This window comes from Pseudobutyrivibrio sp. UC1225 (assembly GCF_900115215.1).
Classification (GTDB): Bacteria; Bacillota; Clostridia; order Lachnospirales; family Lachnospiraceae; genus Pseudobutyrivibrio.
Genome location: NZ_FOVQ01000001.1, coordinates 298,649 through 316,027, shown reverse-complemented (window position 1 = coordinate 316,027; position 17,379 = coordinate 298,649). Strand labels below are relative to the sequence as shown.

Annotated in this window: 21 protein-coding genes; all 21 read left to right on the top strand. The window is 39.7% G+C overall.

The window, feature by feature from the left end; translation table 11 throughout:
* Window positions 1–3: 3 nt before the first annotated feature.
* The 21 genes from flhF (at window position 4) to BMZ41_RS01460 (ending at window position 17,371) form a co-directional block, all read left to right on the top strand.
* Window positions 4–1,347: a flagellar biosynthesis GTPase FlhF gene (flhF, locus tag BMZ41_RS01560; RefSeq protein WP_090526520.1), complete on the top strand. Its 1,344-nt coding sequence runs from the start codon at window positions 4–6 to the stop codon at window positions 1,345–1,347.
* Window positions 1,348–2,223, top strand: a complete 876-nt coding sequence (locus BMZ41_RS01555) for a MinD/ParA family protein (RefSeq protein ID WP_090166268.1) — start codon at window positions 1,348–1,350, stop codon at window positions 2,221–2,223. It abuts the gene before it with no gap.
* A 2-nt stretch (window positions 2,224–2,225) separates the two neighbouring features.
* Entirely contained in the window at window positions 2,226–2,969 is a 744-nt protein-coding gene (locus BMZ41_RS01550; RefSeq protein WP_090166270.1) for a flagellar brake protein, read from the top strand.
* Window positions 2,970–2,972: 3 nt separating this feature from the next.
* Window positions 2,973–4,223, top strand: coding sequence for a chemotaxis-specific protein-glutamate methyltransferase CheB (gene cheB / locus BMZ41_RS01545; protein ID WP_090526518.1), 1,251 nt, complete (start codon window positions 2,973–2,975; stop codon window positions 4,221–4,223).
* A 20-nt stretch (window positions 4,224–4,243) separates the two neighbouring features.
* Window positions 4,244–6,373, top strand: a complete 2,130-nt coding sequence (locus tag BMZ41_RS01540) for a chemotaxis protein CheA (protein WP_090526516.1) — start codon at window positions 4,244–4,246, stop codon at window positions 6,371–6,373.
* A 14-nt stretch (window positions 6,374–6,387) separates the two neighbouring features.
* Entirely contained in the window at window positions 6,388–6,855 is a 468-nt protein-coding gene (locus tag BMZ41_RS01535) for a chemotaxis protein CheW (protein WP_090166276.1), read from the top strand.
* An 11-nt stretch (window positions 6,856–6,866) separates the two neighbouring features.
* Complete coding sequence (locus tag BMZ41_RS01530) at window positions 6,867–7,481, top strand: chemotaxis protein CheC (protein ID WP_090166278.1); 615 nt, start codon at window positions 6,867–6,869, stop codon at window positions 7,479–7,481.
* A 13-nt stretch (window positions 7,482–7,494) separates the two neighbouring features.
* On the top strand, window positions 7,495–7,980 hold the full coding sequence (locus tag BMZ41_RS01525) for a chemotaxis protein CheD (RefSeq protein ID WP_090166280.1): 486 nt from the start codon (window positions 7,495–7,497) through the stop codon (window positions 7,978–7,980).
* Between the two features lie 20 nt (window positions 7,981–8,000).
* The gene (locus tag BMZ41_RS01520) at window positions 8,001–8,309 is read left to right on the top strand and encodes a hypothetical protein (protein ID WP_090166282.1); all 309 of its coding nucleotides are present in this window, start codon (window positions 8,001–8,003) and stop codon (window positions 8,307–8,309) included.
* Between the two features lie 32 nt (window positions 8,310–8,341).
* Entirely contained in the window at window positions 8,342–9,109 is a 768-nt protein-coding gene (locus tag BMZ41_RS01515; protein WP_090166284.1) for a FliA/WhiG family RNA polymerase sigma factor, read from the top strand.
* 63 nt (window positions 9,110–9,172) lie between these two features.
* Window positions 9,173–9,499, top strand: a complete 327-nt coding sequence (locus BMZ41_RS01510) for a hypothetical protein (RefSeq protein ID WP_090166286.1) — start codon at window positions 9,173–9,175, stop codon at window positions 9,497–9,499.
* Window positions 9,500–9,576: 77 nt separating this feature from the next.
* Window positions 9,577–10,254 carry a DUF6115 domain-containing protein gene (locus BMZ41_RS01505; protein WP_143071314.1) on the top strand — a complete coding sequence of 226 codons (678 nt, stop codon included), beginning with the start codon at window positions 9,577–9,579 and terminating at the stop codon, window positions 10,252–10,254.
* Window positions 10,254–10,829, top strand: a complete 576-nt coding sequence (locus BMZ41_RS01500; RefSeq protein ID WP_090526512.1) for an endolytic transglycosylase MltG — start codon at window positions 10,254–10,256, stop codon at window positions 10,827–10,829. The genes BMZ41_RS01505 and BMZ41_RS01500 overlap by 1 nt, the downstream gene beginning before the upstream one ends.
* Window positions 10,830–10,974: 145 nt before the next feature.
* Window positions 10,975–11,703, top strand: a complete 729-nt coding sequence (gene rpsB, locus BMZ41_RS01495) for a 30S ribosomal protein S2 (protein WP_072914316.1) — start codon at window positions 10,975–10,977, stop codon at window positions 11,701–11,703.
* A 4-nt stretch (window positions 11,704–11,707) separates the two neighbouring features.
* The gene (tsf, locus tag BMZ41_RS01490) at window positions 11,708–12,637 is read left to right on the top strand and encodes a translation elongation factor Ts (RefSeq protein WP_090166292.1); all 930 of its coding nucleotides are present in this window, start codon (window positions 11,708–11,710) and stop codon (window positions 12,635–12,637) included.
* A 124-nt stretch (window positions 12,638–12,761) separates the two neighbouring features.
* On the top strand, window positions 12,762–13,676 hold the full coding sequence (locus BMZ41_RS01485; RefSeq protein WP_242941998.1) for a polysaccharide deacetylase family protein: 915 nt from the start codon (window positions 12,762–12,764) through the stop codon (window positions 13,674–13,676).
* Between the two features lie 25 nt (window positions 13,677–13,701).
* The gene (locus BMZ41_RS01480; protein WP_090526508.1) at window positions 13,702–14,484 is read left to right on the top strand and encodes a polymer-forming cytoskeletal protein; all 783 of its coding nucleotides are present in this window, start codon (window positions 13,702–13,704) and stop codon (window positions 14,482–14,484) included.
* A 39-nt stretch (window positions 14,485–14,523) separates the two neighbouring features.
* Window positions 14,524–15,219: a UMP kinase gene (gene pyrH / locus BMZ41_RS01475; protein ID WP_028246960.1), complete on the top strand. Its 696-nt coding sequence runs from the start codon at window positions 14,524–14,526 to the stop codon at window positions 15,217–15,219.
* A gap of 9 nt (window positions 15,220–15,228) precedes the next feature.
* The gene (gene frr, locus BMZ41_RS01470) at window positions 15,229–15,783 is read left to right on the top strand and encodes a ribosome recycling factor (RefSeq protein WP_028246961.1); all 555 of its coding nucleotides are present in this window, start codon (window positions 15,229–15,231) and stop codon (window positions 15,781–15,783) included.
* 76 nt (window positions 15,784–15,859) lie between these two features.
* Window positions 15,860–16,558: an undecaprenyl pyrophosphate synthase gene (locus BMZ41_RS01465; protein WP_090166298.1), complete on the top strand. Its 699-nt coding sequence runs from the start codon at window positions 15,860–15,862 to the stop codon at window positions 16,556–16,558.
* A gap of 12 nt (window positions 16,559–16,570) precedes the next feature.
* Window positions 16,571–17,371: a phosphatidate cytidylyltransferase gene (locus BMZ41_RS01460; protein WP_090526506.1), complete on the top strand. Its 801-nt coding sequence runs from the start codon at window positions 16,571–16,573 to the stop codon at window positions 17,369–17,371.
* Window positions 17,372–17,379: the final 8 nt, after the last annotated feature.

The window sequence follows — 17,379 nt, the reverse complement described above, 5'->3', positions numbered from 1 at the left end:
TAAATGGTTATTAACAAGTACACTGGAAAAACTGAAGAAGAGGCAATGTCAAAAGTTCGAGAGGAGCTTGGCGATGCTGCAGTTATCATGAATGTTAAGGTTATCAAGCCAAAGGGACTTGGAAGCTTCTTTAAGAGTAGCACTTATGAAGTGACAGCTGCAGTAGAGGATGATGGCTTTTCAAAAGAAGCTTTGGATTTTGCAACTGTAGCTTCAGAAAAAGTGGAGAATAATGGCGAAGAAAAGATTGGTACTTTTGATGCTGTTGCAGACGATGCCCTTATTTTAAAGGATGCATTTTCCGCAGTAAATGAAGTGTTAGAGAAACAGGAGGGAGATACTATGACTTCTAATCAAGTTGAATTTGAACCTCTTTCTGGCTCGGCACCAAGAGCAAAACTAATCGAACCTACATATTCGAAGCCAGCCTTTGTTAAGGCTCCGATAAAATCTGAGCCTGAGGAAGAAACTACTGTTGGAAGGTCTCCGGTGGAGATGCCAATAGAGGCTACTCACAGCGAAAAGCTTTCTATTGATAACGATAACCATGTATTTGTTAAGATGCTTTATAACGTCCTTTTGGACAACGAGGTTCAGGAGAAATACATAAATCAGGTTTTGGATGATATGGATAAGGTATTACAGACCAGTCATTCCCTTGATAATCTTTTGTCCTCTGTATATCAGAAAATGGTATTAAAGCTTGGAACACCAACTAGAATAGTTGCAGGAGAAAAGAAACCTAAGGTTATTTTCTTTATTGGTCCAACAGGTGTAGGCAAAACTACTACAATCGCCAAAATTGCTTCCAAGTTTAAGGTTGAGGAGGGCAAGAAGGTTGGCCTAATTACAGCAGATACCTTTAGAATGGCTGCTGCAAACCAGCTTCAGACCTACGCTAATATTCTTGGCGTTCCTCTAAATGTTATTTATTCTGCCGATGAGCTGTTAGATACAGTAAAAAGACAGAACAGAGAGAATCAGGATTTAGACGTTATTTTGGTAGATACCATAGGGTTCTCTCACAAAAATCAGGACCAGAAGAACGATACCAAGAAGCTTATTAGTGCCTTGGGAGAATTCTATGATAGCGAGGTTTATCTTGTTTTATCAGCAACAACAAAACACAAGGATTTAGTAGAGATTGCAGACACCTATATGGAATTCACCAAATTCAACTTAATCTTTACCAAGCTTGATGAGACAAAGTGTCTTGGTAATATTTTTAATTTAAAACAATATACTGGTGCACAGCTTTCCTACATAACTACGGGGCAGAATGTGCCAGACGATATCGAGATTGTTAATGCCCAGAAGCTGGTTAAACAGTTATTGGGAGGAAACTAAATGGATCAGGCGGAAAATTTACGAAATGTAATAAAGGCACAGAGCGTTAGAAATATCGAGAACACCAAGGTTATTACAATAACCTCAGGCAAGGGAGGCGTTGGTAAATCCAATATGGCCGTTAATCTTGCTGTGCAGCTTTCGCAGATGGGGAAAAAGGTGATTATCCTTGATGCGGATTTTGGCCTTGCCAATGTGGAGGTAATGTTTGGAACTCTGCCAAAATACAATTTATCTGATGTAATTTTTAATGGCAGAAGTATTAGAGATATTATTTCTACAGGGCCAATGGGGATTGGTTTTATATCAGGTGGCTCTGGTGTAGTGGGATTAAATAATCTAAATCGTGAACAAATTACGTTTTTAGTGCATAATCTATCACTTTTAAACGACTTATGTGATATTCTTATAATAGATACTGGTGCGGGCGTTTCGGACCAGGTGCTGGAGTTCGTTCTTGCCTCCCCGGAGGTTATATTAGTTTCAACTCCAGAACCAAGCTCGCTTACCGATTCCTACTCCTTAATGAAAGCTATGTGTAAGAGCACAAAGTATGTTAAGGATGGAACCAACGTACATTTAGTTGCTAATAAGGTAAACAGTGAGGCTGAAGGAAAAGCTGTTTACATGAAGATGCAATCTGTAGTGAAGAAATTTTTGGGTGGAGATTTAGATTATTTAGGATACATTCCTTATGACGGCAATTTAGAAAAGGCTGTGAGGAACCAAAAGGTAGTGTCTCTGGATTATCCTACCAGTAAGGCATCCAAAAGCTTTGAAGGTATCGCATCGAAGCTTCTTCAGAAAGATGAAAACACTCATTATAAGTGGGGTGTTTCACATATTTTCAGTGCACTTTTAAGAGATAGGGCTTGAGTATGGAAATATTCGATCTGAGACCTGGCACACCGATTGAATTTACAATTGCCAGCACAAATTCTGATGTTGAAAACAACATAGATGAGGATAGAAGTGCTTATATCTCCAGCGTCTTTGGTGTTACCAAGAACAAGGATATAGTATTTCATATTCCTACGAGAAAGGGACATACAGTCACTATACCGATGAATGTTCCTTTTCATGCTGTCTTCAATACTAAAGCTGGAATGTTTCAGCTTACTGGCGAGATTACAAAAAGAGGTCGATTAGAGAATTTTCCGGTATATGTTTTTGAGCCTTCTACCGAGCTTAAAAAGGTTCAAAGAAGAGATTATTATCGATTTGATTGCTTAATAGCAGTTAAGATATTACCTATTCCTGAGGATGTTGCATATTTACCTAATATGGTTTTGGTAGAACGTGATTTGGAAAAATATGGTAATACCTACGGTGAACCAGTTGATGGAAATATCGTGGATATAAGTGGTGGTGGCGCTAAAATTCGTGCTAAGAAAGATATTCAGACCGACAAATTTATGTATGTTTCTTTCAAACTGAAATCTAATACCGTATCTGAACGCATAAATGTAGTTGCGAAAATGATTAAAAATGAATTCAAACAGGATATAGGACTATATGAACATAGAATAGAATTCCTGTTTAAAGAGGCAGAAGATAGGGAGACAATTATTAAGTACATTTTTGACGAGGAGCGACGCTTAAGAAAGAAGGATCAAGGGTAAAGAATGTATAAGATTTTGGTTGTTGATGATTCTGCACTTATGCGAAGGGTTATCTGTGATATTATCAACGCAGATAGTGATTTTCGTGTAGTCGACGTTAGTGCAGACGGCGAAGATGCTTACAATAAAATAAAGAACAATCCATATGATCTTGTGGTACTTGATATGGTTCTTCCTAAGCTACAGGGCGTCGATTTACTTGCCAAGCTTTACAATGAGAAGATACCGTTTAATGCTGTTCTTGTTAGTTCTATTTTGAAGGAGGATACAGAAAGTACCATAAGGGCTTTGGAGTATGGTGCTTTAGACTTTGTAGTAAAGCCTATCAGATCAGGCAGCGATACCAGGGATGTATTTGGTCGACAGTTGGTTACGGCGTTGCATAATGCAACTAAGCAATCAAGCTTTAGACAGATATCTGCCAGAAGAAGTACAAGCGATGCTACAAAGGCTATTGAGGAATCTAGGCGCTCTACCTTGGAGCGTATGGAGAATGTGAAAAAGAGCCTTCAGGCTACCAAAAGTGGAAGCAGTATTGCGCAAACTTCTTCTACGCCAGCGAGACCTGCGGCTCCAACACCGGTTGAGAGAAAGCCAGCTACTGCACCTCCACCGGCTCCAGTAGCTTCTCCAGGTGGTGATAAGAAACCTCCTGTAAAACCTGTAGGTACAGGGGTCAGAACAAAAAAGATTATTGCTCTGGCGTGTTCTACTGGAGGTCCTCAAGCATTACATACATTCGTTCCAATGCTACCAGCAACTTTATCTGTTCCGCTTGTTTTGGTTCAGCATATGCCAGAGGGATTTACAGCATCTCTTGCAGCTCGTCTGGATCAGATATCAGCGGTAAATGTTAAGGAAGCCGAAAATGGAGAGTACTTTAAGCCTGGATGGGTTTATATTACGCCGGGTGGTAAGCACATGGAAATCTGCGAAGACGGAAGTCATGCGGCTTATTGTCATTTGGATGACAGCCCACCTGTAAACAGCTTAAAACCTTGTGCAGATGTTATGTACAGGTCTCTAAGCAAATCTAGTTTTGATGAGATAATATGTGTTGTTCTTACAGGAATGGGAGCAGATGGATCTGAAGGAATTAAATACTTGAATCAATACAAAAAGACTTACGTAATTTCGCAAGAAGCTTCCACATGTGTTGTATATGGAATGCCGAAAGCGGTGGAGCAAGGGGGGTTGTCCAATGAAGTTGCTCCACTTAAATCAGTTGCTAATTCAATTGTAAAAAGGTTGTAGAAAACTGGAGGTCATGAGTTATGGATGTAAGTCAGTATCTGGATATCTTTATTGATGAGACAAGTGGTCATATTCAGAGCCTTTCCGATAACATTATGGAATTGGAAAAGGAGCCTGATAATAAGGATGTTGTAAATGAAATATTCCGAGCAGCTCACTCCTTAAAAGGTATGGCTGGTACTATGGGATTCAAGAGAATGCAGCGTCTTACCCATGATATGGAAAACGTTTTCCAGGAAGTTCGAAATGATAACGTTAAGGTTAATTCTGCACTTATTGATATTCTCTTTAAGTGTCTTGATGCTATCGAAACTTACCTTGAAACAGTTAAAGCCACATCAAACGAAGGTGAAGAAGAGAACGAAGCTTTAATTAAGCTTTTAAATGATTACCTTGCAGGTGGCGGTTCAGGTGAAGGCGGTGGCGATGCTGCAGCACCTGCTGAAGCTCCAGCAGAGGGTGGCGCAGAAGGTGGCGGAGAGGCTGCACCTGCTGCAGACGCAGCTGATGGCCCGCTTTATAAGAAGATTCCTGTTGATCCTGAGCTTTGTGAGAAGCTTAAAGGCGAGAAGCAGCTCTATGGATTTACAGTTCATATCAGCAAGGAGTGCTTGCTTAAGGCAGCAAGAGCTTTCCTTGTATTTAAGGCTGTTGAAGACTTTGGTCAGATTATGGCCTTCGACCCAAGCTCTGGAGATATTGAGGATGAAAATTTTGAGTTTGATTTCTCATTTATTCTTTCTTCAGAGTCCGAGCTCGATCCTATCATTGAGTCTATTAAGACTGTATCAGAAATAGATTCAGTTGAAGCTGATAAGGTTACACCAGAGATGTATGAAAAGAAGGAAGGGGCTCCTGAACCTGAGGCTGCAGCACCAGCTCCAGAGGCTGCACCAGCACCTGCGGCAGCAACACCAGCACCTGTACCTTCAGCAGCTCCAGCTCCAGCAGCAAAGGCAGCAGGCGGAAAGACTAACCAGCCAGCGAATAAGCCTGTTACTTCCCGTACAATTCGTGTAGATATTGAAAAGCTGGATGCACTTATGAATCAGGTATCCGAGCTTATTATTGCAAAGAACTCACTTGCTTCTCAGAGTAATGGCTCTGGTGAGATTGACAGCCAGACATTACATGAGAATATTGAATACCTTGAGAGAATTACAACAAACCTTCACGAATCAGTTATGAAGGTTCGAATGGTTCCTATCGAATCCGTTGTAGCTAAGTTCCCTCGAATGATTCGAGATTTGGACAGAAAGCTCAACAAACCAATGGAACTTATTATGACTGGTGAGGACACAGAGCTTGACCGTACTGTAGTAGATCAGCTTGGTGATCCACTTCAGCATTTGCTTAGAAATTCTGCTGACCACGGTATCGAGTCTCCTGAAGACAGACGTGCTGCTGGAAAACCAGAAAAGGGAACAATTTTCCTTAACGCTTTCCAGGAAGGCAACAATGTCATCATTGAGGTTGGAGACGATGGTGGCGGTATTAATACTGACAAGGTTAGAGATAAAGCTGTTGAAAGAGGTCTTGTAACGCCTGAAGAAGCTGAGAATCTTACTCAGAAGGAAATTATAGACTTCCTGTTTATGCCATCCTTCTCAATGGCTAAACAGATTACAGATATCTCTGGTCGAGGCGTAGGTCTTGACGTTGTTAAGAGTAATATTGAGGCCCTTGGTGGTGATGTTACAGTTAAATCTGTGATGGGTGAAGGTTCTACCTTTACAGTAAGACTTCCACTTACACTTGCTATCATTCAGGCGCTCATGGTTGAAATTAGAGATGAGAAGTATGCGATTGCGCTTGCTTCTATTATGAACATTGAAAATATTCCTAAGTCAGAAATCAAGTATGTAGAGTCCAAGGAGGTTATTCACCTTAGAGGACAGGTTATTCCACTTATTCATTTGGATAACCTTCTTGATTGTGAACCAAAGGAAGATACAGAAGATACAATGACAGTTGTTATCTGTAAGAAGGGTGATACTCTTGGTGGTATTATCGTTGATAATCTTATTGGACAGCTGGAAATCGTTATCAAATCTCTTGGTAAGCTGGATAACAACAAGCTCATTAGTGGTGCTACTATCCTTGGTGATGGTGAAATCGCTATGATTCTTGATGTTAATGCTGTCATTTAATAGGAGGTGAGACCATGTCAGATATAACTATGTATGATGTAGTTGAAAAAGAAAAAAAGCAATACATTGTTGTTAAAATTGGTGGCGAGCACTATGGTATCGACATTTCCTATATTGATAACATCGTTAGACTTAGTAAGATTACCAGAGTGCCAAAAGCACCTTCTTACTACCGTGGAGTAATTAATCTTCGTGGTGAGGTTGTTCCTGTAATGAGTCTTAGGCGCCGAATGGATTTGGATGATGACGAGTTTACTGATGCATCTCGTATTATCATTCTTAAGCTTGATGGTGGCGGACTTATGGGCGTTATTGTTGATGAGGTAAAGGAGGTTCTCTCATTATCAGAGGATGATATTGAGGCACCATCTTCAACATTGAAGAGTAAGAATTCCTTTATTAATGGCGTAGGAAAAAATGGGGACGAGCTCATTTCTATCTTCGAAATTAGTTCTATTATAGGAGAGAATGAGGCTTCTTAACGGGAGGTTATATGCTCACACTTAATGAAGTAAATGAAAAATATTTTGATGTCCTCAAGGAAATAGGTAATATTGGCGCTGGTAATGCAACAACGGCCATCGCCAATATGCTTGGCCTTAGGATTGATATGAGTGTTCCAGAGGTCGCATTTCTTCCTGTTGAAGAATTAGGTGGCGCAATTGGAGCTGAAGACGAAATTATTGTTGGTATCATGCTTGGTGTTGAAGCTGATATAGATGGTTCCATGATGTTTTTAATGGATATGCAGTCAGCCCATCATGTAGTAAATATGCTTATGATGCGCGACCCTGATTACTCAGAACCATTCAATGAAATGGATTTATCTGCAATTAAAGAAGTTGGAAATATTATTGCAGGTTCGTATTTGTCAGCTTTATCAGGATTGACAAACCTTACAATTTTACCATCAGTACCATTTGTTGCAGTTGATATGGCAGCAGCTATTCTTTCAGTTCCTGCTGTTCAGTTTGGTATTTTTGGTGATAATGCTCTTATGATTAATACAGAATTCTCTGATGATTTAGGAATCAAAGGACATTTTATATTAATGCCAGAAGAAGATTCTTATGCGAAGATATTAACCGCGCTTGGTGTATCAATATAAGGAGAGTGAATGTATGGGGCAGATGATTAAAGTCGGCATGGCTGATCTTAAAATATGTAAAGCTCCTGATGCACTGACGACCATTGGTTTGGGCTCGTGTATTGGTATTGCAATCTATGACCCATCTACAAAAATCAGTGGTTTGGCGCACATTATGCTACCTGACAGTACTGCAATCAGAAACAATACAAATATTGCTAAGTTTGCAGATACTGGTATTCAAAAGCTTTATGATGACATGATTAAAGCTGGAGCAAACAAAGCTCGAATGGTAGCTAAAATCGCCGGTGGTGCTAAGATGTTCGAAATGCCAGGTGCGTCCACATCAATTAACGTTGGTGATCGTAACGCTGAGGCGAGCCGTCAAAAGCTTAAAGAACTTGGAGTTAAGCTTGTTGCGGAGGATTGCGGCCTAAATTATGGTCGTACTGTAGAACTGTACAGTGAGACAGGAGAATACTATATTAAGGCAGTTGGCAAAGAGCTAAAAATTATTTAGAATAATATTTGGAGGCACAGATGAACACAAAGCCTATACCTATTATAATTACGTTGGCTGCAGCGTTTATTTCGTGTGTTATTTCTATTATTCAAAGGGTTGAACTTTCGGTCTTTGTATCAAGACTGTTAATTGTTGTTATCATTTTTCTGTTTATGGGCACGGTAATCAAAATGATTCTTGATTATGCCTTCAGAGAATTGGAACCGGCTGAGTCTCTTGATGAGGAGCCTCAGGATATTAGCAGTGTGCTGGCCGAAGATGAAATCGAAGAAGAAGATCAAATGAATTCCGAGGATGTTGCGTCTGGACCAGAGGAGGGGTTATAGAACTGATTCAGACTTGATTTAAGGGGGCATTAATGAAGGCGAGTGACAAGGAAAAGCTTTGGGACAAATACAAAGTTAGTCCTACTCCCGAGATTAGGGAGCAATTAATACTTGAATATGCGCCGCTTGTTAAGATAGTTGCTGGCAGACTCTGCATGTATTTGGGAAATACAGTTGAGTATGAAGATTTGTGTAGCTACGGTATTTTTGGACTTATTGATGCTATAGATAAATTCGATTTGGCCAAGGATGTTAAGTTTGAAACCTATGCAAGTCTTAGAATCCGCGGTTCTATTTTGGACCAGATTCGCAAGATGGACTGGATTCCTCGTACAATACGCCAAAGACAGAGGATGATTGATGATGCAATCAAGGCGGTTGAAGCTCGCACGGGTCATAGTGCCACCGATGAAGATATAGCTGCTGAGCTTAAAATTTCTTCGGACGAATTTTCTAAGTGGCAGTCTCAGCTAAATGTCACTAATGTAGTATCACTGAACGAATTTGTGGAAGCTGGAAATGAGCCTGTTATGGAGGCGGAACATAACTCTCACTTTATTCAGCCAGAAGACAACATTTCTAAAAAGGAGCTTACTGAAAAACTTCAGGAAGCCTTAGATATGCTTACCGAAAAGGAAAAGCAGGTTATACTTTTATATTATTACGAAGATTTGACTTTAAAAGAAATTAGCGCAGCTCTTGAGGTTTCGGAATCGAGAGTTTCGCAGCTTCATACCAAGGCTCTTCAAAAAATGCGAAAGGTTCTTGGTGAATACATGGGTATTTTAACTAATCAGTAGTTTTTGTAGTTCTGTTAATTGAATGATTGATTTATGGTGTATGATCTTTAGGGAGGGTATGTTATGTCGATAAGTCCAATCAATTTTAATGGAATGATCCAAAATACAAATGAGCTAAGTCATACCAAGGCTCAGGAGGATCAAAAGCCCATGCTGGAACAGCAGAATCTCACCCACACGGTAGAAAAACAGCAAGAACAGCAGGCAAAGCAGGTTAATGACCTGTACAAGTCAAACAGGGAAGAGGACAGTTACGAACGAGAAGGAAATGGTAAGGGCTACGAAGGAAACAAAGACAAAAAAGGCATAAAAAAAGGTAAAAAAGACAAAAAAATGCCTGATGGAAGTGTTTCTGAGAAGCATACAACATCCTTTGATATGAGGATTTAAGAGGGGAGACTATAATGACTATACTTGAAATTGTGCTCCTAATTATCGGGTTGGGCCTGTGTATTGGGAGCTTTTTTGTGTCTGAAAGATTATCTGAGAAGGATCGAGAGAATCTTACGAAGCTCACAAAAGAACAAATCGAAGAAATTATAAAAGATAAGATGGCTGATGCCAGAGTTGAGACAGAAGACAAGCTTTCTGCCACGATAGACTCTGCCATGGAAGAGCTGGATAGACGTACTGATAAAGAGACTAATGAGAAAATCCTTGAAATCTCACAGTATTCAGATACAGTTCTGGAATCTGTAGATAAATCTCATAAAGAAGTGACTTTCATGTACTCAATGCTTAATGAAAAGCATCAGGCCATGGTCGAAATGACAAAGAAACTATCTGAGCTTCAGGATACCCTTGTTGCTCTGGATTCTTCCGTTGCCAGAAAGCTTGATATGCTTAAGGATAAGGAACTTGAGATTGAGGAAGAGATGAAGAAGCTTGCCGAGGAGCGAGAAGCGCTTCTTGCTGCAAAGGAGGAGGAAAAAGAGCGTAAGGAAGAGGAGTCAAAGACTATTTCCTTCACCGAGGCGCTTGCTCAAAAGTTTTCAGAGGAGAATCAGCCAATTAAGGCTAATGATAATATGCAAATCCTTGCAATGGCGGATGAAGGATTGTCTGACGTAGAAATAGCAAAAAAACTTGGACGTGGTCTTGGTGAAGTTAAGTTTGTTATTGGTTTATATCAGGAGGGGAGATAATGAGGTTTAAGTACTATCTTAGAGGAATTGGTATTGGCGTTACGTTAGCAACATTACTTTTAACTATAAGCTTTTATTTTGGAAGAGACTTTCTATATAATAAGTCTCTGACAGATGAAGAGATTATAGAGAAGGCTTCAGCTCTTGGCATGGTAATGCCAGAGGGGACAGAGGAAGAAGCTATTGTAGCTGAAGAGGAAATTTCTTCTGAGGTTGTGGAGGAAGCCCCTGTTGTTACTGAAGAAGTTACTTCAGTCGGGGAAGAAGAGATTTCTGCCGAGTCTTCCGTAGAGCAAACAGTTGAAGATAGCACAGCTGCTTCAGAGGATGAGGTTATCACCTATGTTCCATTTACTGTTCGTGCAGGAGAGTCTTCAGAAGTGATTTGCTCTCACTTAAAGAAAGCAGGACTTATTGATGATTCTGAGGAATTCAACAAATATCTTAATAAATGCAAGGTGGATAATTTGATTCAAAATGGAACCTTTTATGTAAAGCAGGGAAGCACCTATGATGATTTGGTGGCAGTCCTTGTAAATAAAGATGTTAGAACAACAACGCCCCCAAAGAATTGATAGTTGCAATAATTGCAAAATTATGGTAAATTCTAAGGGCTGTTGAAAATACACGCATAAGGACTGACATTGGTTCCCAACCTATCGTAGGCCGGGTGTTTGTCAGGTGGAATTATGCGGAAGAAACAAACCAGGAGGTATTAAAATGAGTGTTATTTCAATGAAGCAGTTACTTGAGGCAGGTGTTCACTTCGGACACCAGACACGTAGATGGAACCCTAAGATGGCTCCTTATATCTACACAGAGCGTAATGGTATCCACATTATCGACCTTCAGAAGTCTGTAGGTATGGTAGACGATGCTTATGATGTTATCTTTGACATCGCTCAGCAGGGTGGTAACATCCTTTTCGTTGGTACAAAGAAGCAGGCTCAGGACGCTATCGCATCTGAGGCAGAGCGTTGCGGTATGTACTATGTAAACGAGAGATGGCTCGGTGGTATGCTCACAAACTTTAAGACAGTTCAGACAAGAATCGCTCGTCTTAAGGAAATCGAGAAGATGGAGGCAGATGGTACATTCGATCTTCTTCCAAAGAAGGAAGTTACTCAGCTCAAGAAGGAGCAGGAGAAGCTTACAAAGGTTCTTGGTGGTATTAAGGAAATGAACAGAATTCCTGATGCTATCTTCATTATCGATCCTAAGAAGGAGCACATCTGTGTTCAGGAAGCACACGCACTTGGTATTCCACTTGTAGGTGTTTGTGACACTAACTGTGATCCAGATGAGCTTGATTATGTAATCCCTGGTAACGATGATGCTATCCGTGCAGTAAAGCTTATCGTTGCAAAGATGGCAGACGCTGTTATCGAAGCAAAGCAGGGTGAAATGAATGAGGTTGCTGAGGAAGCAACAGCAGAAGAGGAGGCATAATAATATGGCAGCTATTACAGCAGCAATGGTAAAGGACCTTCGCGAGCAGTCTGGCGCAGGTATGATGGATTGTAAGAAGGCACTCGCTGAGTGCGATGGTGATATGGATGCGGCTTTCGAGCTTCTTCGTAAGAACGGTGCAGCTAAGGCTGAGAAGAAGGCATCTCGTATCGCTGCAGAGGGTATCTGCAAGGTAGTAGTAGAAGGCAATACAGCAGTTGTTCTTGAGGTTAACTCAGAGACTGACTTCGTTGCTAAGAACGAGAAGTTCCAGACATACGTAGAGAAGGTTGCTACTCAGATTCTTAAGTCTGATGTTAATACAATTGATGAGCTTCTTGCACAGCCATGGGCTGAGGATTCATCTAAGACAGTTAACGATGTTCACGTAGAGATGGTTGCTACAATCGGTGAGAAGCTTTCTCTTAGAAGATTTGAAAAGGTTACATCTGATGGATTCGTAGTATCTTATACACACGGTGGTGGACGTATCGGCGTTATCGTAGATATGGCTGGCGCTGAGTCAGATGCAGCTAAGGAGGCAGCTACAAATCTTGCTATGCAGATTGCAGCTCTTAATCCTAAGTATGTTAGCCGTGATGAGGTTTCTGCTGAGTACATCGCTCACGAGAAGGAAATCCTTCTTGCTCAGATCATGAACGATCCTAAGGAGTCTCAGAAGCCTGAGAAGGTTATCAACGGAATGATCGAAGGTCGTGTATCTAAGGAGCTTAAGGAAATCTGTCTTCTTGATCAGGTTTACGTTAAGGCTGAGGATGGAAAGCAGACAGTTGCTAAGTACTTAGAGGAAGTTTCTAAGGCTACAGGTTCTGCACTTTCAATCAAGAGATTCGTTCGTTTTGAGACTGGTGAAGGTCTTGAGAAGAAGAACGAAGACTTCGCTGCTGAGGTTGCAGCTCAGATGAACGCTTAATTAGTTCACAAATATGCTTTTTAAAAGGGTCTACATTTAGTAGACCCTTTCTTTTTTATCCTTTATCTTGTAAATTGGTTGTGATAAAATAAAAGAGAAATTTTAAGGGGAGGGAGTTATAACCTTGGATATTGCAAATGATGGGCTCGAGAAGCAGCGCGCAAAGCGTAAGCGTGTAGCTCGAATGAAAAAGATGATAGTTTATACAATTATCAGCTTTATGCTTCTCACTTTAATTGTAATGACTATCCTTATTTTTGAAGTTATTTCTCTTCAAAGACAAATTGATTCCATTTCAGCTAAAATTGCTGTCTCTAATACTGTTGATGATGCTGACGAGATGGTAGATGATAGCTTCTTGGACAATGTTTATCTTGTAGATAACATGGATAATATTGCAGAAGAAGGTGACATACCTATGGTGTATCTTACCTTTGATGATGGTCCTAGTGAAAACACTGAGACTATATTAGATATTCTTGATGATTATAATGTTAAGGCTACTTTCTTCGTTGTAGGACAGGATATTGATACTTACGGTGATGCCTACAGACGTATAGTAGAGGATGGGCATACTATTGGTATGCATTCTTATAGCCATAACTATTCTAAAATCTATCAGTCTGAAGATTCTTTTATTGCAGATTATGACAAGATTCACGATTTAATATTAGACACTACTGGTGTTGATACAAAATTATACAGATTCCCAGGTGGAAGCAGTAATAAAGTTAGCAATACAAGTATGTCTGTTTTTATTAATTATTTGAACTCTATCGGGGTCAAATATTATGATTGGAACATTGCCTCTGGAGATGCTACTTCACAGGCTTTTACAGCAGATGAACTTATTGATAATGTTATGAGTGATGTGGTAAAATACAAGACGTCTGTAGTATTGCTACATGATGGCGCAAACAAAAAGGCAACGGTTGAAGCGTTACCTAGACTTATCGAGTCTCTTAATGATGCGGGAGCTATGATTTTACCAATTACAGATGAAACAGAAATAATACAACACGTAAGTGTTGTTCAATAAAGAATATGTTATGGAGGATTTATAAATGGGTTTCTTTAAAGATTTCAAAGAAGACTTTAATGATGCAGTTAATGAGCTAGTACCAGGTGGCGAAGACACTGCAGCTACTGAGGAGGTCATGGTTAACACTCTCGATGGCGATATTGATGTCGAGTCTGAGCTCAATAAGCTTGATGGCCTTCTTGAGCAGGTTTCTAAAAAGGTTGATGAGCCTGCTACAAAGGCAACAGAGACTGTTCCTGCAAAAGAGCAGTCAGCAGAGAAGAAGTCATTCTTCTCAGACACAAAAAATGATTCAAAGGTGGAGGCATCAAAGACAATGGGAGTTATGGAAAATGGTTCTGACGCAAAGAACGTTGCTTCAGACGAAAATGCAGTTATTACTGGTGGTATGAAGATTACAGGTAACGTTGAATCTATCGGTTCTATCGAGGTTCAGGGTGAAATCGTTGGTGATGTTACATGTAATGGTAAGCTTGTTATCGCAGGTAAGGTTACAGGAAATTCTTCTTCAGCTGAGTTCTTTGCTGACGCTGCAAAGATTGAAGGAGAGGTTGTTACTACTGGAACAGCTAAGATTGGTGTTGGTTCAGTAATTATTGGAAATATCACAGCTACATCAGCAGTTATCGCTGGTGCTGTTAAGGGTGATATTGATGTTAACGGACCTGTTGTTGTTGATACATCAGCAGTTGTTATGGGTAACATCAAGTCTCGTTCAGTTCAGATTAATAATGGTGCTGTTATCGAAGGCTTCTGTTCACAGAGCTACGCAGATGTTGATGTAAACAGCGTATTTAATATCTAATTTGTCGAGACAAAATATATAAAGGAAATAAAAGAATAAATGAAAAGAGTAGTATTAAAGCTTAGTGGAGAAGCACTTTCTGGGGATAAGGGTTTTGGATTTGATGAAGCTACTTGCTTAATGGTCGCTCGTCAGGTTAAGAAGCTTGTTGATGATGGCGTTCAGGTTGGCGTTGTTATTGGAGGCGGAAATTTCTGGAGAGGACGTACTTCTGAAAATATCGACAGAACAAAAGCTGATCAGATTGGAATGCTTGCTACAGTTATGAACTGTATTTATGTCTCTGAGATTTTCAGAACTGTTGGTATGAAGACACAGGTTCTCACTCCATTTGAGTGTGGAAATGTATCAAAGCTTTATTCTAAGGATAGAGCAAATAAGTATTTTGAGAGAGGAATGGTTGTATTCTTTGCAGGTGGTTTAGGACATCCATATTTCTCTACAGATACACCTACTGTTCTTAGAGCAGTTGAGATCGAAGCTGATTGCATTCTTTTAGCAAAATCTATCGATGGCGTATATGATAGCGATCCAGCTAAGAATCCTAATGCTAAGCGTTATGATGAGATTAGCATTCAGGATGTTATCGATCAGAAGCTTCAGGTAGTTGATATGACAGCATCAATAATCGCTATGGAGCAGAAAATGCCTATGTATGTATTCTCACTTAATGAGGAGGATTCTATCGTAAAGGCAATTTCAGGCAAATTTAATGGTACGGTTGTAACCGTATAAGGAGGGCTAATGGATAATATACTTTCTGTATACGAAGAAAAAATGACAAAGAGCTACAATAATCTTGAAAGTGAGTTCACAACTATCAGAGCAGGTCGTGCTAACCCACATATCCTGGATAAGATTACTGTTGATTATTATGGAGCACCAACTCCACTTCAGCAGGTAGCAAATATTTCAGTTCCAGAGCCAAGACTTATTCAGATTCAGCCATGGGAAGCTTCTCTTGTTAAAGAGATTGAAAAGGCTATCAACATGTCTGATATCGGAATTAATCCTACAAATGATGGCAAGCTTATTCGTCTTGTATTCCCTGAGCTTACAGAGGAACGTCGTAAGGAAATCGCCAAGGATGTTAAGAAGCACGGCGAGGATGCAAAGGTTGCTATTAGAAATATCAGAAGAGATGCTATTGATCATTTAAAGAAGCACTCAAAGGATGAGGGCGTTTCAGAGGATGAAATCAAGGATCTTGAAGATAAGTGTCAGAAGATGACAGATAAGTTTATTGCTGAGGTTGATAAGGCTGTTGAGGCAAAGACTAAAGAGATTATGACTGTCTAAGAGATATTATTAAATTAATTTTTACAGGGCACAATTTGTGCCCTGTTTCATTATTTTTATAAAAAATGGAGGCACTATGAACGTACCAGAGCATATAGCCATTATTCTTGATGGAAATGGGAGATGGGCAAAATCAAAGGGGATGCCTCGTACTTACGGGCATACAGTAGGTGCGAAAAATGTTGAGACCATATGTAGAGCAGCTCACGATTTAGGGGTTAAATATGTGACAATGTATGCGTTCTCTACAGAAAACTGGTCAAGACCTGATGATGAAGTAAAAGCTTTAATGAAGCTTCTCGGAGAATATATTAAGACTTGCATGAGAACAGCAAAGAAGGATAACCTTCGTGTTCGCTTTATTGGAGATTTAACAAGACTTGATGAAAAGCTTCGCAAAGCCATTGATGAGCTTACAGAGTATTCATCACAGTTCACAGGACTTACACTTACAATTGCTATAAATTACGGTAGTAGAGATGAGATGACAAGAGCTATCAGAAAGGTGGCGTCTGACGTAAAAGATGGTAAAATAGATGTTGAAAGCATTGATGAATCGCTTTTTGGAAGTTATTTAGATACAAAAGATATTCCTGATCCAGATTTTATGATTCGTACATCAGGAGAGCAACGTTTATCAAACTATCTTCTATGGCAGCTTGCTTATGCGGAGTTTTATTTTACACCTGTGGCATGGCCAGAGTTTACTCCTGATGAGTTAAAGAAAGCTATAGAAGAATATGACAAAAGAAATCGTCGTTTTGGCGGAATTTAGAGAGGATTTTAAATGTTTATCACACGACTTATTAGTGGAATAGTACTTGTAATTTTAGCTTTGCTATTTATTTGTACCGGTGGAGATTTACTTCTTGGAGTAATGCTTGCATTATCTCTTATTGGAATGTTCGAGCTGTATCGTATATTTGATATTGAAAAGAAGCCCCTTGGCTTTTTAGGATATGCGGCTTGTGTTGCATATTATTTGAATTTGAAACTTAATTTTTCACCAGATAATATGGCAATCATGCTTGTATTTCTTATTTGTTTATTAGGAGTGTTCGTATTTGCGTATCCTAAATACCATACACATCAGATTATGGCAGCCTTCTTTGGTCTTTTTTATGTTGGAGTGATGCTTTCATTCCTTTATCAGACAAGAATGCTTCCTAATGGTCAGTTTATAGTATGGCTTATTTTCCTTTGCTCATGGGGATGCGATACATCAGCATACTGTGTAGGCGTACTCTTTGGAAAGCACAAGATGTCACCACTTCTTTCACCAAAGAAGTCCATTGAAGGAGCAGTAGGTGGAGTGGTAGGATCTATGCTCTTTACAGCGCTTTACTGTTTTATTATTGATAATATTTTCAGATTAGAGGATTTCCCAATTATTCCTCTTGTTGTTTTTGCAGGAATTGGCGCACTCATATCTATGGTGGGTGATCTTGCTGCATCGGCTATTAAGCGTAATTTTGATATAAAAGATTATGGAAAGCTTATTCCAGGTCACGGTGGAGTTTTAGATCGTTTTGACAGTGTTATTATTACTGCACCAATTATATTTTTCTTAGCATATTACATTTTATAGAGGTAGAC